Raw genomic sequence first — 24,100 nt, forward strand, 5'->3', positions numbered from 1 at the left:
CGCGAGCCTAGCAGACGAGTAGGGTGTTGGGTATGGCACGGTTTTCTGATGAAAGGGGCCTTTCTGATGGAAAACGACTTATGGTGCCGCTTGCGCGTTTAAAAAGGTCTGGTAGAATCCGCGGCCTAATTACGTGCGGTATTCAACAATAGTGTTGACTGGCGGCACGCTAGCCTGAGGAATACACCATGAAAGCCGATATTCATCCAAATTACGTTGCCATCGACGTTACCTGCAGCTGCGGTAACAAGTTCGAAACTCGTTCGACCTTCGGCAAAGCTCTGCCAATCGACGTGTGCAACGAGTGCCACCCGTTCTACACCGGTAAGCAGAAGACTCTGGATATTGGCGGCCGTGTTGACAAGTTCAAGACCCGTTTCGGTGCTTTCGGCGCTGCTAAAGTTGCTCCTGCTCCAGCAGCAGAGTAAGGCAAACGACGTGGAAAGCCTGCCGGGCTTCTCCTCGTTGATAAAAAAGGCGTCCCTTGCGGGCGCCTTTTTTGTGTCTGCGATTTGGCTGGCGCCCGTTCAGGCCGAGGTATTTTGCCCCGCGCCGGCGGCTCTCGGTACCTTCGAGGTACAGCGGGTGGTCGATGGCGACACGGTTCGGCTCAAAGACGGCCGCAGCGTGCGCATGATCGGTGTCAACGCGCCGGAAACCGGCAAGAAAGGTCGTTCCGACGAACCCTTCGCAGTGGCCGCGCGTCAGCGTTTACAAGGTCTGGTAGATGCCAGCGCCGGTCGGGTTAGCCTGGTGCTCGGCCAGGAGAGCAAAGATCACTACGGGCGCACCCTGGCTCACCTCTATGGTGCCAATGGCGCGAACATGGAGGCGCAACTGCTCGCCGAAGGCTTGGGTTTTCAGGTGGCCGTCGCACCTAATGTTGATCTGGTCGCCTGCCAGCAGGCGGCCGAACGCAGTGCCCGACAGGCCCGCCTGGGGCTATGGCGTCAGTCGCCGGTGCAGAAAGCCTCAGCGATCGAGCGTTCCGGTTTCGCAGTGGTCAGCGGCCGGGTGAGCAAGATCGAGCGCAATCGTGGCGGAATCTGGATCGAATTGCAGGGCTCCATGGTATTGCGCGTTGCACCCAATCTGACGGGCCAATTTGACAGTGCTCTGCTCAAGCGCCTTCAGGGCCAGCAGATCGAAGTCCGTGGCTGGGTGTTGGATCGTTCCCGCCGTGGCGGCCTGAAAAACGGCCAGGCCCGCTGGCTCCTGCCATTGACCGACCCCGCCATGCTGCAACTGGCACAATAAGAAAAAATTGTAGACATTTTTTCGTATGATTGTGAACAGTTAAGCCCTTGTGTCCCGTGGCTCTTGGCCGAAAGTTGTAGGGCTGGGCCCTTGACACCCGTGACCGCCCAGTCTTGTAGGGGCTTTGCGACACGCGTATCCTCGGCGGTCCGTCGTCCAACAGTAAAAAGCGGAATGCCGATATGTCTGATTTGAAAACTGCCGCTCTCGAATATCATGCCTTTCCTCGTCCAGGAAAGCTGAGTGTCGAACTCACCAAAGCCACTGCTACTGCCCGCGACCTGTCGCTGGCGTACAGCCCCGGTGTAGCCGAGCCCGTGCGTGAAATCGCCCGCGATCCTGAACTGGCCTACAAATACACCGGCAAGGGTAATCTGGTTGCAGTCATTTCTGATGGCACCGCGATTCTCGGCCTGGGTAACCTCGGCCCATTGGCTTCCAAGCCGGTGATGGAAGGCAAGGGCGTGCTGTTCAAGCGTTTCGCCGGTATCGACGTGTTCGACATCGAAGTCGATGCCGAAAGCCCGCAAGCCTTCATCGACACCGTCAAGCGCATCTCCATCACCTTCGGTGGCATCAACCTGGAAGACATCAAGGCACCTGAGTGCTTTGAAATCGAAAAGGCGCTGATCGAGCAGTGCGACATCCCGGTATTCCACGATGACCAGCATGGCACTGCGATCGTGACCGCAGCCGGCATGATCAACGCGCTGGAAATCGTTGGCAAAAACCTCGCTGACGCCAAGATCGTCTGCCTGGGCGCTGGCGCTGCAGCTATCTCGTGCATGAAGTTGATCGTGAGCATGGGTGCCAAGCTGGAAAATATCTACATGGTCGACAGCAAGGGCGTGATCCAGTCCGAGCGTACCGACCTGAACCAGTACAAGGCGATGTTCGCCCATCCGTCCGAGAAACGTACCCTGGACGACGCCCTGAACGGCGCTGACGTATTCGTCGGCCTGTCCGGCCCGAACCTGCTGAGCGCCGAAGGCCTGAAGCTGATGGCGGCTAACCCGATCGTGTTCGCCTGCTCCAACCCGGACCCAGAAATCGCCCCGGCCTTGGCTCACGCCACCCGCGACGACGTGATCATGGCCACCGGTCGTTCGGACTATCCGAACCAGGTCAACAACGTATTGGGCTTCCCGTTCATCTTCCGTGGTGCCCTGGACGTTCGCGCCAAGCGCATCAACGAAGAAATGAAAGTGGCTGCCGCCAACGCCCTGCGTGAACTGGCCAAGTTGCCGGTGCCTCAGGAAGTGTGCGACGCCTACGGCGGTATCAAGTTGGAGTTCGGTCGTGAGTACATCATCCCGAAACCAATGGATGCCCGCCTGATCACCGTGATCTCCGACGCCGTGGCCAAGGCCGCGATCGCGACCGGTGTGGCGACTCTGCCGTATCCGAAAAACTACCCGCTCAAGAGCGTGGATGATGTGTTCAACGGCTAAGCCGTTGTAGCGCACCAACAAAAAGCCCCGACTCGCAAGAGTCGGGGCTTTTTGTTGTGTGGCTCAAATGCTGTTTCGATGTTCAGGTAAACCCTGTGGGAGCCAGGCTTGCCCGCGATGGCATCAGCTCGGTATGTCTGAAGCACCGCGCTGTCTGCATCGCAGGCAAGCCAGCTCCCACACAGGTCTCATCTGTCCGAGAGCCGGTACTTAGAATAAGTCGATCGGCGCCGCCTCATCCGCCGGCAGCGGGCTGCCTGGTGCGGTGCCATTGCCCAGCTCATTGACCGATGGTGGCGTGTCTTCGCTCTTGAATAGTTCGAAGTACGCATTCGGTGTGCCCGGCACAGCGGCGCGGCCACTGATCGGGTCTATCCGCAGGCTAAGAATGCCTTCCGGCTCGGCCTGGGTGTGGGCTGGCTTGTCCTTGAGGGCTGCGCCCATGTAGCTCATCCAGATTGGCAGCGCAACGGTGCCGCCGAACTCGCGACGGCCCAGGCTTTCCGGCTGGTCGTAACCGGTCCAGACTGTGGTGATGTAGTCGGCGTTGTAGCCGGAGAACCAGGCATCCTTGGACTCGTTGGTGGTGCCGGTCTTGCCTGCCAGGTCCGTGCGGCCAAGGGCCAGGGCTCGGCGGCCAGTGCCGCGCTTGATCACATCTTCCAGCATACTGTTGAGGATGTAGGTGGTGCGGCCGTCGACGATGCGCTCGGCCACTGCCGGTGTTTGCGGGGCAGGCGCAGCGCCTGTTGGGACTTCGCCCGGCATCGGTTCGATGGTGATACCGCCGTTGGCTGGCGCTGCCAAACCAGCCGTCGCGGCGACGCCATTGGGCACGCTCGGCGGGTTGGCGACGAACAGCGTCTCGCCGTTGCGGCTTTCGATCTTGTCGATCAGGTACGGCGTGATCTTGTAGCCGCCGTTGGCAAAGGTGCTCCAGCCGGTGGCGACTTCCATCGGTGTGAGGGTAGCCGTACCCAAAGCCAGGGACAGGTTGCGCGGCAGGTCCTGCTTGTTGAAGCCGAACTTGCTGATGTAGTCGATGGTACGGTCGACGCCCATCGCTTGCAGCAAGCGGATCGACACCAGGTTGCGTGACTTGTACAGCGCCTCACGAACCCGGATCGGGCCAAGGAAGGTGTTGGTGTCGTTCTTCGGTCGCCAGACCTTGTCCATGTACTCATCGACAAACACGATTGGCGCGTCGTTGACCAAACTGGCGGCGGTATAGCCATTGTCCAGTGCGGCGCTGTAGACGAACGGCTTGAAGCTGGAGCCCGGTTGGCGCTTGGCCTGGGTGGCACGGTTGTAGTTGCTTTGTTCGAAGGCAAAACCGCCGACCAGGGCGCGGATGGCGCCGTTCTGTGGGTCCAGCGATACCAGGGCGCCTTGTGCCACCGGGACCTGGCTGAATTTCAGACTGTCGTCCTTCTGGCGCTGCACGCGGATCAGGTCGCCGACTTGAGCCACATCCGACGGCTGCTTGGGCATCGGGCCCATGCTGTTGGTGTTGAGGAACGGACGTGCCCATTTCATGCTGTCCCAGGCCACGTGTTCTTCGCCGGTGCGGGTCAGCACCTGCACGCCATCCTTCTTCACCTGGGTGACGATGGCTGGCTCAAGGCCGCTGATTGCGCGCTGTTTACCCAGTTCTAGGGTCCAGGCGCTGAGGGTCTTGCCCGGCAGGCGTGATTCGGGGCCGCGATAGCCATGGCGCTGGTCATAGGTGATCAGGCCTTCATGGACGGCGGTATTCGCCACTTCCTGCAAGTTGCTCGCAATGGTCGTGGTAACGCGGAAACCTTCGGTGTAGGCCTCGCTGCCATAACGGCCGACCATCTCGGCACGGGCCATCTCGGCAATGTACGGCGCACTCACTTCGGGCGTCGGCACGTGATAGCTGGCGTTCAGTTGTTCGGCCACGGCCGTTTCATAGGCGCTCTGGTCGATCTTGCCCAGCTTGTACATCCGCCCCAGGATCCAATCGCGACGCTCTTTGCTGCGCGCCGGGTTGGCCAGGGGGTTGAAGCGTGAAGGGGCTTTCGGCAAACCGGCAATCATTGCCATCTGCGCCAGGCTGGCGTCACGAATCGACTTGCCGTAATACACCTGTGACGCCGCTTCGATACCGTAGGCGCGGTTGCCCAGATAGATTTTGTTGACGTACAGCTCCAGGATTTCATCCTTGGTCAGCTGTCGTTCGATCTGCAGCGCCAGGAGGATTTCCGTGGCCTTGCGGGAAAAACTGCGTTCGCTGGTGAGGAAGAAGTTCTTCGCCACCTGCATGGTGATGGTGCTGCCGCCAGACTGAATGTGACCACTTTTTACCAGTTGCGTGGCTGCACGGACCAGGCTGCCGGGGTCCACGCCATAGTGATTGGCGAAGTTATCGTCTTCGGCCGACAAAAGGGCGTTGATGAAGTTGGGTGGAATATCGGCGAAAAGGATCGGGGTGCGGCGCATTTCGCCGAACTCCGCGATCAGTTTTTCATCGCTGCTGTAGACCCGCAAAGGAATCTGCAACTGGATACTTCTCAGGGTCTCTACGGAGGGCAATCCCGGACTAAGGTAGAGATAGGCCCCGCTGAGAACGAGCAGCAGCCCGCAGACGATGGCGACAATGGAGTACCCGAAAAACTTCAGCAGACGAATCAAGGCTTTTGGATTTCCAGAGAAAAGAATGAGTTAGGTGTCGGGGCATGCACGGCAAACGATGGGTCGCCCCGACCTGCAAATAAAAAGCGGGAAAAAACGCTGGGCATTAAAGCATTTTTCAGCTTGGGGCGTCATGGGCGCCTCTCAATCAAACCGACCGAATGCGTCAATTCAGGCAGTAGCCAGCCCTGAGACAGGGAAAGCTTTAGGGAGTTTTATGGTAAAGGGATTTTTCAGGCGAAAAACCGATACCGTTCTCGGTATCGACATCAATGATGCGCAGGTGAGACTGGTGGAATTGGCTCGCTCAAGCGTCGGTTACACAGTACGAACCTACGCCACCCAGTCTTTGCCGGGCCATGCAGTGATCGACAGCAATATTGTTGATCTGGAGGTTGTCGGGCAGGCGCTTTCCAAGGCACTGTTCCAGTCGCAGACGTCTGTCAGGAAGGCAGCCGTTGCGGTGGCGGGGCCGTCGGTCATTACCCGGCTGGTGGAGATGGACGCGGGGCTCGACGATGACGAGATTGCGCGTCGACTGCGGCTGGACGCGGATCAGTACATTCCCTATCCGCTGGAGGAGGTGGCAATCGACTTTCAGGTCAAGGGCCCCTCGATCAGGGGGGCGGGGCGTATCAATGTGCTGCTCGCCGCTTGCCTCAAGGAGCAGGTCGAGGCCCGTGAGGCGGTGCTGGCCCTGGCGGGGTTGGCGACGCAAATAGTCGATGTCGAGGCGTTTGCGCTGGAGCGTGCATCCGATCAGGTCGTTGCCAGCATCACGCCGGGCAGTTGGATCAATGGTACACAATGGGCTGCTGATGCCCAGAGATTGCGGGTCGCTTGCGGTTTGGCCCTCAGGAGTTTCGATTGATGACAAGAATCAACCTTTTGCCCTGGCGCGAAGAACAGGCTGAGCGGCGGCGCAAATACTTTTTGGTGTTTTTGCTGGTGAGCGCTCTTATTGCGCTAGCTACGGTGTGGTTGGCGGATCGTATTATCGGTCAGGCGATCGATCGGCAGGTGGCTCGTAACAACCACTTGAGCAAGGTAGTCACGGTGCTTGATTCGCGGATCAAGACTATCGACGAACTGCGCGAGCAACGGCGGCAGTTGATGGAGCGGATGAAGGTCGTGGAGGATCTGCAGGGTGATCGCTCTGCGGGCGGGCAACTGTTCGACCAACTGGCCCGTGCTGTGCCGGATGGGGTGCGGTTGCGAGAAATAACTGTGAGTGGGACCTCGGTCGAGATCAGCGCAACTGCAGCATCCAATCATGACGTCGCCCGCTTGATGCGCAGCCTGGAGTCCTCCAATGGACTGCAAACTCCCAGCTTGCGACATGTACGGGCCGAAGAGGCCGGCAGTGCTTTTCAGTTGATGGTTGGCCATGGAGAGTCCGGCGAGGCGGGGCAATGAGCCTGTCGTCGAGCCTGCCAAGGCTGACAACCCTCGAATTTTCCACGCTGTACCATAACGCCGCCCATTGGCCCTTGCCCCGCAAGATTCTGCTGGGTGTTGCGTTCGCCTGCCTGTTGCTGATGTTGGGTGACAGCCTCTACTTGAGCGCGTCGCGCGAGCAGTTGCATCGACAGGAAGCCCGGGAAGTGACCTTGCAGCAGCAATTTGCCGATAAGGTCGGCCCGGCCGCCAATCTGGAGGCCTATGCCCGCCAGCTTGAGGTCATGCGGGGTGCCTTCGCTGAGCAACTGCACCGGTTGCCGACAGCTACCGAGGTGCCTGGTCTACTTGAAGACATCACCCGGCTGGGCCTGACTGGCGGATTAGTACTCGAGGAAATCAGGCTATTGGATGAGCAAGTTCAGCCGCTTTACATCGAACTGCCGATGCAGATCAGCCTCATCGGGGCTTATCACGACCTGGCGACCTTCGTCAGTAGTGTGTCGGGGCTGTCGCGAATCGTTACCTTGCACGATTTCGTCATCAGGCCTGCCGATGTGCAAGACGACTCGCCGCTGCGCTTGAACCTGCTCGCCAAGACCTATCGCTACAACGACCAGGGGGCATCGCCATGAGGTGCCTCAATGGTGTGTGCTGGTTCCTTTGCCTGGGGTCGCTGGCCGGGTGCGGCAATGGTACCGATGTGCAAGCGCTGGAAGCCCGTTTGCACGCGATTCGTCAGCAGGTACCAGCGCTGGTCGAGGAGCCTGTGGTTGCTGTCGTGGTGCCGCGCTTTGTCTACGATCCAGCGTTACTGCGCGATCCTTTCCAGCTGCCAAATGAGGTCCAGCCTGTCAGTCGTCCATCGGGCCGGCCGGGGCTGAAGCCAGACTCTGACCGCCCTCGGCACTTTCTTGAAGGCTTTGCCATCGATGAGTTTGAGATGGTTGGCACACTGTCCAGTGGAGCGCAGACCTTTGCCCTGCTGCGGGGCGCTGCGGGGGTACACCGTCTGGCAGTCGGTGATTACCTGGGTTGGGACCATGGGCGGGTGATGGCCATCCATGAGGATCAAGTCGAGATCGTCGAACTCTTTCCTGATGGTGAGGGCGCGTGGCTGGAACGCTCGCGAACCCTTGCCTTGAACGTGCATTCATAACGGAATTCAAATAATGAAAAGGACTTTTTCGTCCTTCGGTGTGGCGCTATGGATAGCGTTCGCAGCACCGATGGTCAAGGCTGTGCCCAATCGGGTCGACCTGATTCACTTGCCACCTCCCGGTGGTGCGCCCCTCAGTACCGAGCGCAGCGCGTTCAGCGGCGATAAGTTATCTCTCAACTTCCAGAACATCGAGGTCCGAGCCGTCCTGCAACTGATTGCCGACTTTGCCGGCCTCAACCTGGTGGCCAGTGATGAGGTGCAGGGCTCGATTACCCTGCGCCTCAAGGATGTGCCCTGGGATCAGGCCCTGGATCTGGTGCTGCAAACCAAGGGGCTAGACAAGCGCCTGAAAGACAATGTGTTACTGGTCGCGCCTGCCGATGAACTGGCTGCGCGGGAGTTGCTGGCGCTGGAATCGCGCCAGCAGTTGACCGAGCTGGCACCGTTGCGTCGCGAGTTGCTGCAAGTCAATTACGCCAAGGCGGCTGAACTGGCCAAGCTGTTCCAGTCAGCGGCTGGCCTTGAGGGTGGGAGCAATGAGCGCGGCTCGGTGGTGGTGGATGATCGGACCAATAATATTCTCGTCTATCAGACGCAGGAGCGCCTGGACGAGCTGCGTCGTATCGTCGCGCAACTGGATATCCCGGTGCGCCAGGTGATGATCGAGGCGCGGATCGTCGAAGCCAATGTCGACTACGACAAAAGCCTGGGGGTGCGCTGGGGTGGTTTGATCCAGAACAAGGGCAACTGGAGTGGCGGCGGTATCAACAAAGCGCCATCGGGTGAGGGCGAGCAACCCGAGAACTCGTCCAGTTCGCCTTTTGTCGACTTGGGTGCGGTCAACGGTACAGCCGGCCTGGGCATCGCCTTTATTACCGACAATGTGCTGCTGGACCTGGAGCTGACGGCCATGGAGAAAACCGGCAACGGAGAGATCGTCTCGCAGCCCAAGGTGGTCACTTCCGACAAGGAAACCGCCCGAATCCTCAAGGGTACCGAGATTCCTTACCAGGAGTCCACGTCCGAGGGTGCCACCTCCGTGTCGTTCAAGGAGGCCTCGCTGTCCCTGGAAGTAACACCGCAAATCACCCCGGACGACTGGGTGATCATGGAGGTCAGGGTTACCAAGGATGAGCCTGACTACCTGAACAAACTTAACGACGTGCCGCCCATCAAGAAAAACGAGGTCAATGCCAAGGTGTTGGTCAGGGATGGCGAGACCATCGTGATTGGCGGCGTTTTCTCCAATACCCAAAGCAAAGTGGTAGATAAAGTGCCATTTTTGGGCGATGTGCCGTATCTTGGCCGCCTTTTCCGGCGGGATGTGGTTTCGGAGAAAAAATCCGAGCTGCTGGTATTCCTGACTCCGCGTATTATGAATAACCAGGCGATTGCTGTGAGTCGTTGATTCTGTGCGAAATTTGATTCTTGTTGGACCGATGGGGGCTGGAAAAAGCACCATCGGCCGTTTGCTGGCCAAAGAGCTGCGCCTGCCATTCAAAGACTCCGATAAGGAAATTGAATTGCGCACGGGCGCCAATATCCCGTGGATCTTCGATAAGGAAGGCGAATTGGGCTTTCGCGACCGCGAGCAGGCGATGATTGCCGAGCTGTGTGGCTGCGATGGCGTGGTATTGGCTACGGGCGGCGGCGCGGTGATGCGCGATGAAAATCGCCGGGCACTGCATGCCGGTGGTCGAGTCGTCTATTTGCATGCGTCTGTCGAGCAGCAGGTCGGTCGAACCGCTCGCGATCGCAATCGCCCGCTGTTGCGTACGGCCGATCCGGCGAAAACCCTGCGGGACTTGCTGACGCTGCGCGATCCGCTATATCGGGAAATCGCCGATCTGGTGGTGGAAACCGATGAGCGGCCGCCACGAATGGTGGTTCTCGACATTCTTGAGCGCTTGCAGCAACTGTCGCCCCGTTAAAGCCAGGCGCGAAATGCGCTATCCTCGGCGGCGCGTCATGACCGTCTGAGTTGTGGCGTAGAGCCATCAGGCAGCGTCAGATCGCTACGTTGCCGACAAACGTTAATGTAGGGCAAGACGCCTGCTTCCATCTTCAACGCGGGGACACATGCAGACACTTAAGGTCGATCTTGGCGAGCGCAGCTACCCGATCCATATTGGCGAAGGTTTGTTGGACCAGCCCGAATTGTTCGCACCGCATATTGCCGGGCGACAAGTGGCGATTATCTCCAACGAGACGGTTGCGCCGCTTTATCTTGAGCGTCTGAGTCGCAGCCTTGAGGCGTATTCGGTTATTTCGGTGATTCTGCCCGATGGCGAAGCGTTCAAGACCTGGGAAACCCTGCAACTGATCTTCGACGGCCTGCTCACTGCCCGTCATGATCGTCGCACCACCGTGGTTGCCCTAGGCGGCGGGGTTATCGGCGACATGGCCGGTTTCGCGGCGGCCTGTTACCAGCGCGGCGTGGACTTTATCCAGGTGCCGACCACGCTGCTGTCCCAGGTCGATTCGTCGGTGGGCGGCAAGACCGGCATCAATCACCCTCTGGGCAAGAACATGGTCGGTGCGTTCTATCAGCCCAACGTGGTGCTGATCGATACCGCTACCCTCAATACCCTGCCACCCCGTGAGCTGTCGGCGGGCCTGGCGGAAGTCATCAAGTACGGGTTGATCTGCGACGAGCCGTTCCTGACCTGGTTGGAAGAACATGTCGACGCCCTGCGCGACCTGGACCAGGTCGCGCTGACCGAAGCCATTTCCCGCTCGTGCGCTGCCAAGGCGCTGGTGGTCAATGCCGACGAGCGCGAGTCCGGTGTACGGGCCACGTTGAACCTGGGTCACACCTTCGGCCATGCGATCGAAACGCACATGGGCTATGGTGTGTGGTTGCATGGAGAGGCCGTAGCGGCCGGCACAGTGATGGCATTGGAGATGTCGCAACGCCTGGGCTGGATCAGCAGCCAGGAGCGTGATCGCGGTATTCGCCTGTTCCAGCGCGCCGGGTTGCCGGTCATTCCTCCCGAGGTGATGACTGAAGCTGATTTTCTCGAACACATGGCGATAGACAAGAAAGTGATCGACGGTCGTCTGCGTCTGGTGCTGTTGCGCCGAATGGGCGAAGCGGTAGTGACCGACGATTATCCGAAAGAGATTTTACAGGCCACGCTGGGAGCGGACTACCGCGCCCTGGCTCAGCTTAAAGGTTAATAAGATCCCGATGACTAGTTTGCATGCTGACGAGGCGTTTCTTGGCCATTACCAGTTAAATCACGACCCTTTTGCTCCACGGGTGCCTGGTTTCAAATTCTTCCCTGCCCAACGCAAGCCGGTGTTGGGGCAGTTGCACCACCTGGCGCGTTACAGCCAGCTGCTGCTGGTGGTCACGGGCCCGTTGGGCAGTGGCAAGACCTTGTTGCGTCAGGCGCTGGTGGCCAGCACCAACAAGCAGTCAGTGCAGAGCGTGGTGGTGTCAGCCCGTGGCGCCGGTGATGCGGCGGGCGTGCTGCGCCAGGTCGCCCAGGCCCTGGACGTGTCCAATGCCGAGCCGACGGCGATCCTCAAGCAAGTGGTACAACTGGGTCTGACCGGCCAGGAAGTCTACCTGCTGGTGGATGATGCCGAGCAGCTCGACGAATCCGCCCTTGAAGCGTTGCTGGCCCTGGCGGCCGGTACGCCTGAAGGTCGTCCTCATGTGTTCCTGTTCGGTGAGTCGTCGCTGATTGCCGATCTGGAGCAGTTGAGCGGTGAGGAAGAGCGCTTCCATGTCATCGAACTGCAGCCTTACGAAGAAGAAGAAACCCGCGAATACCTGGCCCAGCGTCTTGAAGGTGCCGGGCAGGGAATCGAACTTTTTTCCGCTTCGCAGATCTCTGATATTCACGAAAGCTCCGACGGCTGGCCTGGCACCATCAACCAGGTCGCCCGGGATGCCATGATCGAAGCCATGATTGCCAGCCGCTCAGCGGTAAAGCGTCCAAAGATGGGGTTCACCATGCCGAAGAAACACGTATTGGCAATTTCCGCTGTTGTCGTGGTTGCCGTCGCCGCTGCCTGGTTGATTCCAGGCCGCAGCAAGGCACCGACAACCGCGCCTGCCGAACAGGCACAGCTGCCATTGGGCAAACCAACCACTAACGGCGCGCCAGCCGTTGAATTTTCCGGCTCCGGCCAGCCTACCAACCTGCCGATGGTCGGCCAGCCGGTCATGCGTGGCCCGTTGGCGGAAGAAGCTGGCGCCATCTCCGAAGGCGACGACGGCGTGCCAGTGGAAGGCTCCAGCGCCACTCCGCCGACTGTTACCACCACCGCGCCACCCGCTGGCGTAGCACCGAGCCCCGCGCCTGTTCCGGCTCCAGTAGCCAAGCCGGCGCCTGCACCTGTCCAGGTGGCGACCGCCAAGCCTGCCCCGGCGCCAGTTGCTAAACCAGCACCAGTTGCCAAGCCTGCGACCGTAGCCAAGGCCTCCGCTGGCAGCAGCTGGTACACCAGCCAGCCGGCCAAGAACTACGTGGTGCAGATCCTCGGCACCAGCTCCGAAGCCAGCGCGCAAAACTTCGTCAAGGAGCAGGGCGGCGAGTACCGTTATTTCAAGAAAGACCTTAACGGCAAGCCACTTTACGTGATCACCTACGGCAACTTCGCCAGCCGTGATGCAGCTGTAACCGCTATCAAGGCCTTGCCAGCGAAGGTTCAGGCTGGTAAACCTTGGCCTCGTACTGTCGCCAGCGTCCAACAGGAACTGGCAGCAACTCGCTGAAGATTCGGCGGCCTTACCCAGGCCGCCTCTCCCGGCACCTCAAAAAAACCGCAAGTGCGTGCTGCCTTCCAGGCCGCGCGCTTTGTGGTGTCTGCGCACGTCGCTTTTGAGTCGTAGCGGTCAGAATTAAAAAAGTTTTGACTAGCACAGCATATCGCTTTAAACCTTTCATAAATGCGACATAGATTTGCGACATTTCGTCGCTAAATTTGTGAGCGTCTGTGTCGGTGTGTACAATGACCTCCCTTTTTCCCCCGCAAAGCCGGCGTACGTCCGGCGTGGAAGGTAACGGGTTGAATTGAAAAGAAATTTGCCTCGATCAAAGAGGCAGCCTGGTGAGAAAGTGTCTATGAAAGCAGGTCTGTACCAACCCGATGAATTCAAGGATAACTGCGGTTTCGGCCTGATTGCCCATATGCAGGGCGAGCCCAGTCATACCCTTCTGCAAACGGCCATCGAGGCCCTGACCTGCATGACCCACCGCGGTGGGATCAACGCCGACGGCAAGACCGGTGACGGTTGCGGCTTGCTGATTCAAAAGCCCGACCAGTTCCTGCGCGCAATCGCCAAGGAGCATTTCGGTGCCGACTTGCCCAAGCAGTACGCCGTGGGCATGGTGTTTTTTAATCAGGACCCGGTAAAAGCCCAAGCTGCTCGCGAGAACATGAACCGCGAGATCCTGGCTGCCGGCCTGCAACTCGTTGGCTGGCGCAAAGTGCCCATCGACACCAGCGTCCTCGGCCGCCTGGCCCTGGAACGTCTGCCGCAGATCGAACAAGTGTTCATCTCCGGCGACGGTTTCAGCGATCAGGACATGGCGATCAAGCTGTTCACTTCCCGTCGTCGTTCGTCCGTAGCCAACGCTGCCGACACTGACCACTACATCTGCAGCTTTTCCCACAAGACCATTATTTATAAAGGCCTGATGATGCCGGCGGATTTGACCGCCTTCTATCCAGACCTGAGCGACGAGCGCCTGCAAACCGCAATCTGCGTGTTCCATCAGCGCTTCTCCACCAACACCCTGCCGAAATGGCCGCTGGCCCAGCCATTCCGGTTCCTCGCCCATAACGGCGAGATCAACACCATCACCGGTAACCGCAACTGGGCAGTAGCCCGTCGCACCAAGTTCGCCAACGATTTGATGGACCTCGAAGAGCTGGGCCCGCTGGTCAACCGCGTGGGTTCCGACTCCTCCAGCATGGACAACATGCTGGAACTGATGGTCACTGGCGGCATCGATCTGTTCCGTGGCGTGCGCATGATCATTCCGCCTGCGTGGCAGAACGTCGAGACCATGGACCCCGATCTTCGGGCGTTCTATGAGTACAACTCCATGCACATGGAGCCGTGGGACGGCCCGGCGGGTGTCGTGATGACTGATGGCCGCTACGCGGTGTGCCTGCTGGACCGTAACGGTCTACGCCCGGCGCGTTGGGTCACCACCACCAACGGCTTTATCACCCTGGCTTCGGAAGTCGGCGTCTGGAATTACCAGCCCGAAGACGTCATCGCCAAGGGCCGCGTAGGCCCTGGGCAGATCCTGGCTGTGGACACTGAAACCGGGCAGGTTCTCGACACCGACGCCATCGACAACCGCTTGAAGTCCCGTCATCCGTATAAGCAATGGCTGCGCAAGAACGCTCTGCGCATTCAGGCGACCATGGAAGACAACGACCACGGCTCGGCTTTCTACGACGTCGACCAACTCAAGCAGTACATGAAGATGTACCAGGTCACGTTCGAAGAGCGCGACCAGGTGCTGCGCCCACTGGGCGAGCAAGGCTACGAAGCCGTCGGCTCCATGGGTGACGACACGCCAATGGCCGTGCTGTCCCAGCGTGTGCGCACGCCGTATGACTATTTCCGCCAGCAGTTCGCCCAGGTGACCAACCCACCGATCGACCCGCTGCGTGAAGCCATTGTCATGTCCCTGGAAATCTGCCTCGGCGCCGAGCGCAATATCTTCCAGGAATCGCCAGAGCACGCCTCCCGCGTGATCCTCAGCTCGCCGGTCATTTCCCCGGCCAAGTGGCGTTCGTTGATGACCCTGGAGCGTCCAGGCTTCGACCGGCAGATCATCGACCTGAACTACGACGAGAGCATCGGCCTGGAAGCTGCGGTGCGTAACGTCGCCGATCAGGCTGAAGAAGCCGCGCGCGCTGGTCGTACCCAGATCGTGCTGACCGACCGTCATATCGCCCCGGGCAAGTTGCCGATCCACGCTTCCCTGGCCACCGGCGCGGTGCATCACCGCCTGACTGAAAAAGGCCTGCGTTGCGACTCCAATATCCTCGTGGAAACCGCCACCGCCCGCGACCCGCACCACTTCGCGGTGTTGATCGGTTTCGGCGCCTCGGCGGTCTACCCGTTCCTCGCGTACGAAGTGCTGGGCGACCTGATCCGTACCGGTGAAGTGCTGGGCGACCTCTATGAGGTGTTCAAGAACTACCGTAAAGGCATCACCAAGGGCCTGCTGAAGATCCTGTCGAAGATGGGCATCTCCACCATCACGTCTTATCGCGGTGCTCAGTTGTTCGAAGCCATCGGCCTGTCGGAAGAAGTCTGCGACATGAGCTTCCGTGGTGTGCCGAGCCGCATCAAGGGTGCGCGTTTCGTCGACATCGAAGCCGAACAGAAAGCCCTGGCAGCCGAAGCCTGGAGCGCGCGCAAGCCGATCCAGCAAGGCGGCCTGCTGAAGTTCGTCCACGGTGGCGAATATCACGCCTACAACCCGGATGTGGTCAGCACCTTGCAAGCCGCTGTGCAGCAAGGCGACTACGCCAAGTTCAAGGAATACACTGCGCTGGTGGATAACCGCCCGGTGTCGATGATCCGCGATATGTTCAAGGTGAAAACCCTGGACACGCCACTGGCCATCAGCGAGATCGAGCCTCTGGAATCGATCCTCAAGCGTTTTGACTCCGCCGGTATTTCCCTGGGCGCCTTGTCGCCTGAGGCTCACGAAGCCCTGGCCGAAGCCATGAACCGCCTGGGTGCGCGTTCCAACTCCGGTGAAGGTGGTGAAGACCCAGCGCGTTACGGCACCATCAAGAGCTCGAAAATCAAGCAGGTGGCTACTGGCCGTTTCGGTGTGACCCCGGAATACCTGGTCAACGCCGAAGTGCTGCAAATCAAGGTTGCCCAAGGCGCCAAGCCAGGCGAGGGCGGCCAGTTGCCAGGCGGCAAGGTCAACGGCCTGATCGCCAAGCTGCGTTACGCAGTGCCTGGCGTGACCCTGATTTCGCCACCGCCGCACCACGACATCTACTCCATCGAGGATTTGTCGCAGCTGATTTTCGACTTGAAACAAGTCAACCCCAAGGCCCTGGTCTCGGTGAAGCTGGTAGCAGAAGCCGGCGTCGGTACTATCGCCGCCGGTGTGGCCAAGGCCTATGCCGACTTGATCACCATCTCCGGCTACGATGGCGGCACCGGCGCATCGCCGCTGACCTCCATCAAGTACGCTGGCGCGCCATGGGAACTGGGGCTTGCCGAAACTCACCAAACCCTGCGTGGCAACGACCTGCGCGGCAAGGTTCGGGTGCAAACCGACGGTGGCCTGAAAACCGGCCTCGACGTGATCAAGGCCGCAATCCTCGGCGCTGAAAGCTTCGGCTTCGGCACCGCACCGATGATCGCCCTGGGCTGTAAATACCTGCGCATCTGCCACCTGAACAACTGCGCCACCGGCGTCGCTACCCAGAATGAGAAGCTGCGCAAGGATCACTACATCGGCACCGTCGACATGGTGGTGAATTTCTTCACCTACGTCGCCGAAGAAACCCGTGAGTGGTTGGCTAAGCTGGGCGTGCGCACTCTCGAAGAGCTGATCGGCCGTACTGATCTGTTGGAAATCCTCGAAGGCCAGACCGCCAAGCAGCAACACCTGGACCTGACGCCGCTGTTGGGCAGCGATCACATTCCGGCCGACAAACCACAGTTCTGCCAGGTGGAACGCAACCCGCCGTTCGACAAAGGCCTGTTGGCCGAGAAGATGGTCGAGATGGCTACTTCGTCGATCAACGATGCCAGCGGCGGCGAATTTGTCCTGGATATCTGCAACTGTGACCGTTCCATCGGTGCGCGGATCTCCGGTGAAATCGCCCGTAAACACGGCAACCAGGGCATGGCCAAGGCGCCGATCACCTTCCGCTTCAAAGGCACCGCTGGCCAGAGCTTCGGCGTTTGGAACGCCGGCGGCCTGAACATGTACCTGGAAGGCGACGCCAACGACTACGTGGGCAAGGGCATGACCGGCGGTAAGCTGGTGATCGTTCCGCCGGTGGGCAGCGTCTACAAGACGCAGGACAGTGCCATCATCGGTAACACCTGCCTGTATGGCGCGACCGGCGGCAAACTGTTCGCAGCGGGTACTGCCGGCGAGCGATTCGCGGTGCGTAACTCCGGTGCTCACACCGTGGTGGAAGGCACTGGCGATCACTGCTGCGAGTACATGACCGGTGGTTTTGTCGCCGTTCTGGGCAAGACCGGCTACAACTTCGGTTCGGGCATGACCGGCGGTTTCGCCTACGTGTTGGACCAGGACAACACCTTCGTCGACAAGGTCAACCACGAACTGGTGGACATCCAGCGGATCAGCGGCGAAGCGATGGAATCCTATCGCAACCACTTGCAGCATGTGCTGGACGAATACGTCGAGGAAACCAACAGCGAATGGGGCCGTAACCTCGCTGAAAACCTTGATGACTACCTGCGTCGTTTCTGGCTGGTCAAGCCCAAGGCTGCCAACCTGAAATCGTTGCTTTCCAGCACCCGTGCCAACCCGCAGTGATATGCGCCTGAAGAGTTTGATGAGGTTTTAACATGGCTGAACGTCTGAATAACGACTTCCAGTTCATCGATGTCGGGCGCAAAGATCCGAAGAAGAAACTGTTGCGTCAACGCAAGAAAGAGTTCGTGGAAATCTACGAACCCTTCAAACCCCAGCACTCGGCCGACCAGGCCCACCGCTGCCTGGGTTGCGGTAACCCGTATTGCGAATGGAAGTGCCCTGTGCACAACTTCATTCCCAACTGGCTCAAATTGGTGGCTGAGGGCAACATCCTCGCCGCCGCCGAGCTGTCCCACCAGACCAACACCTTGCCGGAAGTCTGCGGCCGGGTGTGCCCACAGGATCGTCTGTGCGAGGGTGCCTGCACCCTCAACGACGGTTTTGGGGCGGTGACCATCGGTTCGGTGGAGAAGTACATCACCGACACCGCGTTCGCCATGGGCTGGCGCCCGGACATGTCCAAGGTCAAACCCACCGGCAAACGTGTGGCGATCATCGGTGCCGGGCCTGCGGGGTTGGGCTGTGCCGATGTACTGGTGCGTGGCGGCGTGACTCCGGTGGTGTTCGATAAGAACCCGGAAATCGGTGGCCTGCTGACCTTTGGCATCCCTGAATTCAAGCTGGAAAAGACCGTGCTGAGCCACCGTCGCGAAGTGTTCACCGGCATGGGCATCGAGTTCCGTCTCAACACCGAGATCGGCAAAGACGTGACCATGGAGCAACTGCTCGAAGAATACGATGCCGTGTTCATGGGCATGGGCACCTACACCTACATGAAGGGCGGCTTTGCCGGTGAGGACCTGCCGGGCGTCTACGACGCTTTGGACTTCCTGATCGCCAACGTCAACCGCAACCTGGGCTTTGAAAAGTCGCCGGAAGACTTCGTCGACATGAAAGGCAAAAAGGTCGTGGTACTGGGCGGTGGCGACACGGCGATGGACTGCAACCGTACCTCGATTCGCCAGGGCGCCAAGTCGGTGACCTGTGCTTATCGTCGTGACGAAGCCAACATGCCGGGCTCGCGCAAAGAGGTGAAGAACGCCAAGGAAGAAGGCGTGAAATTCCTCTACAACCGCCAGCCGATCGCCATTGTGGGTGAAGATCGCGTCGAAGGCGTGAAAGTGGTCGAGACTCGTCTCGGCGAACCGGATGCCCGTGGCCGTCGCAGCCCCGAGCCGATCCCGGGTTCCGAAGAGATCATCCCGGCTGACGCCGTGGTCATCGCCTTCGGCTTCCGTCCAAGCCCGGCGTCTTGGTTTGAGCAGTTCAGCATCCAGACCGACAGCCAGGGCCGCGTCGTGGCTCCGGAACAAGCCCAGTACAAACACCAGACCAGCAACCCGAAAATCTTCGCCGGTGGCGATATGGTTCGCGGTTCTGACCTGGTGGTGACGGCGATCTTCGAAGGCCGCACTGCCGCTGAAGGGATCCTGGATTACCTGGGCGTCTGACGACGCCAGCTGCAAGTTTCAAGCTATTAGCTGCAAGCTCAAAGCCACGGTGCTTGCGGCTTGCAGCTTATAACTTGCAGCTGTTCCTCTGCGACTAATTGACCCGATAGACAAAAGGCACGGCGCATACCGTGCCTTTTACGTCGCGCTCTGAGAAAATGCCCGCACTTTTTATGCGGATGCCGACATGACTGCCCTCAAGAACGACCGTTTCCTTCGTGCCCTGCTCAAGCAACCTGTTGACGTCACCCCTGTGTGGATGATGCGTCAAGCCGGTCGCTACCTGCCGGAGTACCGCGCCAGCCGCGCCAAAGCCGGCGACTTCATGAGCCTGTGCATGAACCCGGAGTTCGCCTGCGAAGTCACCATGCAGCCGCTGGACCGTTATCCACAACTGGATGCGGCCATCCTCTTCTCCGATATCCTGACCATCCCTGACGCCATGGGCCAAGGCCTGTACTTTGAAACCGGCGAAGGCCCGCGTTTCAAGAAAGTCGTCAGCACCCTGGCCGACATCGAAGCCCTGCCGATCCCCGATCCTCACAAGGACCTGGGCTACGTCATGGACGCGGTCAGCACCATTCGCCGTGAGCTGAACGGCCGCGTGCCGCTGATCGGCTTCTCCGGCAGCCCGTGGACCCTGGCCACCTACATGGTCGAAGGCGGCTCGTCGAAAGACTTCCGCAAGACCAAGGCCATGCTCTACGACAACCCGCAAGCTATGCATCTGTTGCTGGACAAGCTGGCTCAGTCGGTCACCTCCTACCTCAACGCCCAGATCATGGCAGGCGCCCAAGCGGTGCAGATCTTTGACACATGGGGTGGCAACCTGTCGGCGGCGGCGTACCAGGAGTTCTCCCTGGCCTATATGCGCAAAATCGTCAGCGGCCTGATCCGCGAACATGAAGGTCGCAAGGTGCCGGTGATCCTGTTCACCAAGGGCGGCGGCCTGTGGCTGGAAAGCATCGCTGATGTTGGCGCGGACGCACTGGGCCTGGACTGGACCTGTGACATCGGCGAAGCCCGCCGTCGCGTGGGCGGCCAAGTGGCGCTGCAAGGCAACATGGACCCGACTGTGCTGTACGCCAAGCCGGAAGCGATCCGCACCGAAGTTGGCCGCATCCTCGCCAGCTACGGCAAAGGCAGCGGCCATGTGTTCAACCTTGGTCACGGGATTACGCCGGAAGTTGACCCGGAGCACGCTGGCGCATTCATGCGGGCGGTGCATGAGTTGTCGGCGCAATATCACGAGTAACCAGGTTGCGATAACAAATAACGCCCGGCCTGTGCCGGGCGTTTTGCATTAAGTTTCAATTCAGGCACGGTGTTTATGCTGACCCCATCGAAACCCAAATTGGATCACTCCCATGAAAACCCGTTACTTAGCTCTCCTGTTGGCCCCCTTGTTTAGCACCGCTGCCCTGGCGGGTGCTGGTTACACTGGCCCCGGTGCGCAATCGGTGGTCACTGTTGCTGGCGCCCAAGCTGCATCCGACGATACGCCTGTGGTATTGCAAGGTCATATCGTCAGTCGCCTCAAAGACCACGAGAAGTACGAGTTCAAGGACACCACCGGTACCATTGCTGTGGAAATCGATGATGAGGACCTGCCACCCGTTCCCTTCAATGAGAAGACCCAAGTCAAGCTGACCGGTGAGGTCGACAAGGGCCTGATGAGCCGTGAGATCGATGTTGACCGTGTGGAAATTATCAACTGACCACTGACACACATCTCCACAGGGCCGCTTAGCGGCCCTTTTCGTTTTTTGCCGGCAGTTTGCTCAGGTGCAATGCCACCAGCAAAGCAATCACCAGTAGGCTGGTGATAAAGCCGCCGATCCCGCTCCACCCCGCGTAGTGCCAGAAAATCCCACCCGCCGTCCCGGCAATGCTCGACCCGGCGTAATAACTGAACAGGTACAACGACGAGGCCTGGCCCTTGGCTTTCAGCGCGCGCCGGCCGATCCAGCTGCTGGCCACCGAGTGGGCGCCGAAGAAACCAAACGTGAACATCAACATGCCGACGATCACCAGCACCAGCGGGGTAAACAGCGTCAGGGTGATGCCGGCGAGCATCAGCACGATGGTGGCCCAGAGCACCCGCCGACGGCCCAGGCGGTCGGCCAGTGAACCGATTTTTGCCGAGCTATAGATGCCCGACAGGTACACCAGCGACAGCAGGCCCACTACGGCTTGGCTCAAGTCATACGGATCTGCCAGCAAGCGATAGCCGATGTAGTTGAACATCGTCACGAACGCGCCCATCAACAGGAAGGCTTCAAGGAATAGCCACGGCAGGCCGGCGTCCTTGAAGTGCATGGTGAAGCCGTCCAGCAGGCTGCGCGGGTTCAGGGTGCTGGCGCGGAAGTTGCGCGACTCGGGGAGGATTTTCCAGAACACCGTGGCCGCGATCAGCGCCAGGGCGCCGATGATCAACATCGCCGTGTGCCAACTGACGAAGTCGATCAGTACACCAATGATCAAGCGCCCGCTCATGCCGCCAATGGCGTTGCCACCGATGTACAAGCCCATGGCCAGGCCGATGTGTTGTGGATGTATTTCTTCGCTCAGGTAGGTCATCGCCACGGCGGCCAGGCCACTTAAGGACAGGCCCACCAAAGCCCGCATCAGCAAAATACCCTCCCAAGTGGGCATCAGGCCGCTGGCGATGGTGCACAGTGCGGCGCAGAATAGCGCGGCAACCATCACTCGCTTGCGCCCAAGGGTGTCGGAAATCGGACCGGTAATCAGCAAACCAAAGGCCAGCATGCCGGTGGCTACCGAAAGAATCAGGCTGCTCTGCGCGGCATTGATGGAAAACTCGTGGGACAGCGCGGGCATCATCGGCTGCACGCAATAGAGCAAGGCGAAGGTGGCGAAGCCGCCGGAAAACAGCGCCAGCACTGTGCGCATGAACATCGGCGTGCCTTTTTCGATGTACTGCTCATTGAGCTGCGCCACCACCTCATCCAGGGCGGTGGGCGGGACTTCTTGAGCAAGTGGGGCGACAGCAGATTTCACGCGGGACCTCGGGGCGGAAAAGCAGCCAGGGCTGGCAATGGGAAAAAGAATATAGCTGCCTAATGATTCTTTCCAATATATTGTTCGACCTGTTTGATAGCTTTTACGACCTAATAGGGTTTCCATGGAATTGCGCCATCTGCGTTACTTCATTGCCGTTGCCGAAGAGCTCCATTTCGGCCGCGCGGCTCAGGTGCTGGGCATCTCGCAGCCGCCGCTGAGCCAGCAGATCCAAGCGTTGGAACAAGAGATTGGCGCTCGTTTATTTGAACGTACCAATCGCCGGGTCGAACTGAGCGAAGCGGGTCGACTGTTCCTGCAAGAGGCGCGATTGGTGCTGGCCCAGGTCGGTAAAGCGGCGGACGTGGCGCGTCGTGCGCAACTGGGGGAGTTGGGCGAACTGAAGATCGGCTTCACCTCTTCTGCGCCGTTCAACTCCAGCATCCCACAGGCAATATTCGCCTTTCGCCAGGCCTTCCCGGCGGTGCATCTGAGCTTGCAGGAAATGAGCAGTACCGAGGTGGCTGAGTCGCTGGTGGACGAGTCGATCCAGGTTGGGTTGATGCGGCCGTTGCCGTTGCCGGACTCCTTGAGCGTTGTGGAGTTGATGCGTGAGCCGCTGGTGGCTGTACTTAACGCAGGTCACCCGCTGGTGGACGGTAGCGAGCGCGGTTTGCATCTGGCGCAATTGGCAGACGAGCCTTTTGTATTTTTCCCGCGCACCTATGGCAGTGGTTTGTACGCCCAGTTACTTAACCTGGCCCGCGACGCCGGCTTCAGCCCGCACTTCGCCCAGGAAGCGGGGGAGGCCATGACCATCATCGGTTTGGTCGCCGCCGGCCTGGGCGTCTCGGTACTGCCTGCGTCCTATCAGCGCATCCGTATTGATGGCGTGGTCTACCGCACCCTGCTTGATCAGGAAGCGGTGACGGCGGTGTGGCTGGTACAGCGCAAGGGCCAGCCATCGCCCATGGCCAAGGCGTTTGTTGAGTTGCTGAGGCGTAAGGCAGTGGTGTAGCGACGATCACATCTCAAGTAACGGAACCGTCTTAGTAGTTTGTTGTGGATTTACGCAGAATCGCTTCTTTTTAAGCGAGTGACATGGATGGCACTTCTCTACCAGCCTAAAGAAGGCAGTGTGCTGATTTGTGATTTTCGGGGCTATGAAGCTCCGGAGATCATCAAGGTCAGGCCTGTCATTGTGATACGCAAGCACAGGACCAATAAGTTGTTGGTAACAGTGGTGCCCTTGAGCACCACGGAACCGCGAACGGTGCTTGAGCACCATTTTCAGTTGGAAAGCCATTTGCAAGGAGCGAGTCCGGTCTGTTGGGCGAAATGCGATATCGTCGCTACCGTTAATCTAGGCAGGCTTGATCGGATCAAGAGCAAAGATCGGCATGGAAAACGCATTTACAAAATAGCCGAACTTACCAGTGAACAATTCTTGGCAGTGAAAGCGGCGGTGCGCAGTGCGTTGGGGTTGTGATGAGTGTCAGACGTGACGAGCGGCGATATGACACCAATTGCCGATTACCTGTTTTCAGGCATACTGGCCGGGTTCCCGAAAGGGGCTTGTGAGACTCTGAGGATCCTGGGCAACCAGCCATCGTAGAGCCAGGCAGGAAGCGGCGATGACAAGCCAACCTGTTTGTGAAGAGGGCGCCGAAAGGCGCCCTTTGTCGTTTCAAGGGGCAAGTAGCAAATGCCTCAATTCTGCTTCGAAGTCCCGGTCTCCTTGAACAGCTGCGCTGCCGGGCTCGTGTTGCTGCCACTCACACCCGTCACCCCATTGGCGCGCAAGCCGGCCAGGATGTCCCGATCCAGCATGCTGATCCAACGGTTGTAGTTGCGATGGATCTTGCCGTTCTTGTAGCCCAGGTCGCGGCTGTCGCGGTAGGTGATGGCGTAGCTGGTGCGGGTGTAGCGGATATCGATTTCAGCGTGGTACTGGTTGCGTACGGTGATCTCGGCCTGGATCAGTTGCGGATCAGCGCGCTGCACGGTCCATTCGCGTTTCTCCAGGGCCGCGAGGATCGCCTGTTTGACCTTTTCGTCGCTGGCCTGGACGTTGGCCGGGATGTCGGTCTGGGTGTTGAGCACCGGCTTGCTGGTGCAGCCAGCGGCGGTCAGCAGGGCCAGGGCGATGAGGGTGGCACGTAACAGGGAAGACATTCCGTT

19 protein-coding genes and 1 pseudogene are annotated in these 24,100 nt (G+C 59.4%); 17 read left to right on the forward strand and 3 right to left on the reverse strand.

Annotated features, from left to right (window positions below; translation table 11 throughout):
* Positions 1-188: 188 nt before the first annotated feature.
* The 3 genes from rpmE (at position 189) to AAEZ06_RS09325 (ending at position 2,708) form a co-directional block, all read left to right on the forward strand.
* Positions 189-428, forward strand: a complete 240-nt coding sequence (gene rpmE, locus AAEZ06_RS09315; RefSeq protein WP_133101315.1) for a 50S ribosomal protein L31 — start codon at positions 189-191, stop codon at positions 426-428.
* 10 nt (positions 429-438) lie between these two features.
* Positions 439-1,257, forward strand: coding sequence for a thermonuclease family protein (locus AAEZ06_RS09320; protein WP_149411258.1), 819 nt, complete (start codon positions 439-441; stop codon positions 1,255-1,257).
* A 182-nt stretch (positions 1,258-1,439) separates the two neighbouring features.
* A complete protein-coding gene (locus AAEZ06_RS09325; protein WP_149411257.1) occupies positions 1,440-2,708 on the forward strand; it encodes a malic enzyme-like NAD(P)-binding protein in 1,269 nt (422 codons plus the stop codon).
* 210 nt (positions 2,709-2,918) lie between these two features.
* Here the strand turns inward: AAEZ06_RS09325 and AAEZ06_RS09330 are convergent, their stop codons facing one another.
* The gene (locus AAEZ06_RS09330) at positions 2,919-5,360 is read right to left on the reverse strand and encodes a penicillin-binding protein 1A (RefSeq protein WP_371923853.1); all 2,442 of its coding nucleotides are present in this window, start codon (positions 5,358-5,360) and stop codon (positions 2,919-2,921) included.
* Positions 5,361-5,580: 220 nt separating this feature from the next.
* Between AAEZ06_RS09330 and pilM the strand changes: the two genes are divergently transcribed.
* From pilM to AAEZ06_RS09390, 12 genes and pseudogenes are all read left to right on the forward strand, one after another.
* Positions 5,581-6,234: a type IV pilus biogenesis protein PilM gene (gene pilM / locus AAEZ06_RS09335; RefSeq protein ID WP_149411368.1), complete on the forward strand. Its 654-nt coding sequence runs from the start codon at positions 5,581-5,583 to the stop codon at positions 6,232-6,234.
* Positions 6,234-6,779, forward strand: coding sequence for a PilN domain-containing protein (locus AAEZ06_RS09340; RefSeq protein ID WP_149411255.1), 546 nt, complete (start codon positions 6,234-6,236; stop codon positions 6,777-6,779). The genes pilM and AAEZ06_RS09340 overlap by 1 nt, the downstream gene beginning before the upstream one ends.
* Positions 6,776-7,396, forward strand: coding sequence for a type IV pilus inner membrane component PilO (locus tag AAEZ06_RS09345; protein ID WP_350613996.1), 621 nt, complete (start codon positions 6,776-6,778; stop codon positions 7,394-7,396). The genes AAEZ06_RS09340 and AAEZ06_RS09345 overlap by 4 nt, the downstream gene beginning before the upstream one ends.
* Complete coding sequence (locus AAEZ06_RS09350; protein WP_350613998.1) at positions 7,393-7,920, forward strand: pilus assembly protein PilP; 528 nt, start codon at positions 7,393-7,395, stop codon at positions 7,918-7,920. Before AAEZ06_RS09345 ends, AAEZ06_RS09350 begins: the two co-directional genes overlap by 4 nt.
* A 151-nt stretch (positions 7,921-8,071) precedes the next feature.
* Positions 8,072-9,331: pseudogene (locus AAEZ06_RS09355) on the forward strand (type IV pilus secretin PilQ); the annotation flags it as partial.
* Positions 9,332-9,335: 4 nt separating this feature from the next.
* Positions 9,336-9,854: a shikimate kinase AroK gene (gene aroK, locus AAEZ06_RS09360; protein WP_149411252.1), complete on the forward strand. Its 519-nt coding sequence runs from the start codon at positions 9,336-9,338 to the stop codon at positions 9,852-9,854.
* 148 nt (positions 9,855-10,002) lie between these two features.
* Positions 10,003-11,103, forward strand: a complete 1,101-nt coding sequence (aroB, locus tag AAEZ06_RS09365; RefSeq protein ID WP_149411251.1) for a 3-dehydroquinate synthase — start codon at positions 10,003-10,005, stop codon at positions 11,101-11,103.
* Positions 11,104-11,113: 10 nt separating this feature from the next.
* Positions 11,114-12,652: an SPOR domain-containing protein gene (locus AAEZ06_RS09370; RefSeq protein ID WP_149411250.1), complete on the forward strand. Its 1,539-nt coding sequence runs from the start codon at positions 11,114-11,116 to the stop codon at positions 12,650-12,652.
* Positions 12,653-13,001: 349 nt separating this feature from the next.
* Positions 13,002-17,447 (forward strand): glutamate synthase large subunit, encoded by a 4,446-nt coding sequence (gene gltB / locus AAEZ06_RS09375; protein WP_149411249.1) that lies wholly within the window; start codon positions 13,002-13,004, stop codon positions 17,445-17,447.
* 32 nt (positions 17,448-17,479) lie between these two features.
* Positions 17,480-18,898, forward strand: coding sequence for a glutamate synthase small subunit GltD family protein (locus tag AAEZ06_RS09380; RefSeq protein WP_149411248.1), 1,419 nt, complete (start codon positions 17,480-17,482; stop codon positions 18,896-18,898).
* Positions 18,899-19,085: 187 nt separating this feature from the next.
* On the forward strand, positions 19,086-20,153 hold the full coding sequence (hemE, locus tag AAEZ06_RS09385; RefSeq protein WP_350614002.1) for a uroporphyrinogen decarboxylase: 1,068 nt from the start codon (positions 19,086-19,088) through the stop codon (positions 20,151-20,153).
* Positions 20,154-20,265: 112 nt separating this feature from the next.
* The gene (locus tag AAEZ06_RS09390) at positions 20,266-20,616 is read left to right on the forward strand and encodes a YgiW/YdeI family stress tolerance OB fold protein (RefSeq protein WP_149411246.1); all 351 of its coding nucleotides are present in this window, start codon (positions 20,266-20,268) and stop codon (positions 20,614-20,616) included.
* 28 nt (positions 20,617-20,644) lie between these two features.
* On the opposite strand, the gene AAEZ06_RS09395 is transcribed toward AAEZ06_RS09390, so the two are convergent.
* Positions 20,645-21,919: an MFS transporter gene (locus tag AAEZ06_RS09395; RefSeq protein WP_149411245.1), complete on the reverse strand. Its 1,275-nt coding sequence runs from the start codon at positions 21,917-21,919 to the stop codon at positions 20,645-20,647.
* Between the two features lie 124 nt (positions 21,920-22,043).
* Here AAEZ06_RS09395 and AAEZ06_RS09400 point away from each other — a divergent pair, with 124 nt between their 5' ends.
* Together AAEZ06_RS09400 and AAEZ06_RS09405 are read left to right on the forward strand one after the other, a co-directional pair.
* The gene (locus tag AAEZ06_RS09400) at positions 22,044-22,937 is read left to right on the forward strand and encodes a LysR family transcriptional regulator (protein ID WP_149411244.1); all 894 of its coding nucleotides are present in this window, start codon (positions 22,044-22,046) and stop codon (positions 22,935-22,937) included.
* Between the two features lie 87 nt (positions 22,938-23,024).
* Complete coding sequence (locus AAEZ06_RS09405) at positions 23,025-23,408, forward strand: type II toxin-antitoxin system PemK/MazF family toxin (protein WP_149411243.1); 384 nt, start codon at positions 23,025-23,027, stop codon at positions 23,406-23,408.
* 221 nt (positions 23,409-23,629) lie between these two features.
* Here the strand turns inward: AAEZ06_RS09405 and AAEZ06_RS09410 are convergent, their stop codons facing one another.
* On the reverse strand, positions 23,630-24,094 hold the full coding sequence (locus AAEZ06_RS09410; protein WP_149411242.1) for a hypothetical protein: 465 nt from the start codon (positions 24,092-24,094) through the stop codon (positions 23,630-23,632).
* Positions 24,095-24,100: the final 6 nt, after the last annotated feature.

This window comes from Pseudomonas sp. HY7a-MNA-CIBAN-0227, assembly GCF_040310325.1.
In the GTDB taxonomy this organism is placed as follows: Bacteria; Pseudomonadota; Gammaproteobacteria; order Pseudomonadales; family Pseudomonadaceae; genus Aquipseudomonas.

Bases quoted from the DNA above. Each gene is read 5' to 3' on its own strand.
- AAEZ06_RS09345 (WP_350613996.1), top strand. From the start codon at position 6,776: ATGAGCCTGTCGTCGAGCCTGCCAAGGCTGACAACCCTCGAATTTTCC.
- hemE (WP_350614002.1), top strand. From the start codon at position 19,086: ATGACTGCCCTCAAGAACGACCGTTTCCTTCGTGCCCTGCTCAAGCAA.
- gltB (WP_149411249.1), top strand. From the start codon at position 13,002: ATGAAAGCAGGTCTGTACCAACCCGATGAATTCAAGGATAACTGCGGT.
- AAEZ06_RS09370 (WP_149411250.1), top strand. From the start codon at position 11,114: ATGACTAGTTTGCATGCTGACGAGGCGTTTCTTGGCCATTACCAGTTA.
- AAEZ06_RS09340 (WP_149411255.1), top strand. From the start codon at position 6,234: ATGACAAGAATCAACCTTTTGCCCTGGCGCGAAGAACAGGCTGAGCGG.
- AAEZ06_RS09350 (WP_350613998.1), top strand. From the start codon at position 7,393: ATGAGGTGCCTCAATGGTGTGTGCTGGTTCCTTTGCCTGGGGTCGCTG.
- AAEZ06_RS09390 (WP_149411246.1), top strand. From the start codon at position 20,266: ATGAAAACCCGTTACTTAGCTCTCCTGTTGGCCCCCTTGTTTAGCACC.
- AAEZ06_RS09410 (WP_149411242.1), bottom strand. From the start codon at position 24,094: ATGTCTTCCCTGTTACGTGCCACCCTCATCGCCCTGGCCCTGCTGACC.
- aroB (WP_149411251.1), top strand. From the start codon at position 10,003: ATGCAGACACTTAAGGTCGATCTTGGCGAGCGCAGCTACCCGATCCAT.
- AAEZ06_RS09325 (WP_149411257.1), top strand. From the start codon at position 1,440: ATGTCTGATTTGAAAACTGCCGCTCTCGAATATCATGCCTTTCCTCGT.
- rpmE (WP_133101315.1), top strand. From the start codon at position 189: ATGAAAGCCGATATTCATCCAAATTACGTTGCCATCGACGTTACCTGC.
- AAEZ06_RS09380 (WP_149411248.1), top strand. From the start codon at position 17,480: ATGGCTGAACGTCTGAATAACGACTTCCAGTTCATCGATGTCGGGCGC.
- AAEZ06_RS09400 (WP_149411244.1), top strand. From the start codon at position 22,044: ATGGAATTGCGCCATCTGCGTTACTTCATTGCCGTTGCCGAAGAGCTC.
- pilM (WP_149411368.1), top strand. From the start codon at position 5,581: ATGGTAAAGGGATTTTTCAGGCGAAAAACCGATACCGTTCTCGGTATC.
- AAEZ06_RS09405 (WP_149411243.1), top strand. From the start codon at position 23,025: ATGGCACTTCTCTACCAGCCTAAAGAAGGCAGTGTGCTGATTTGTGAT.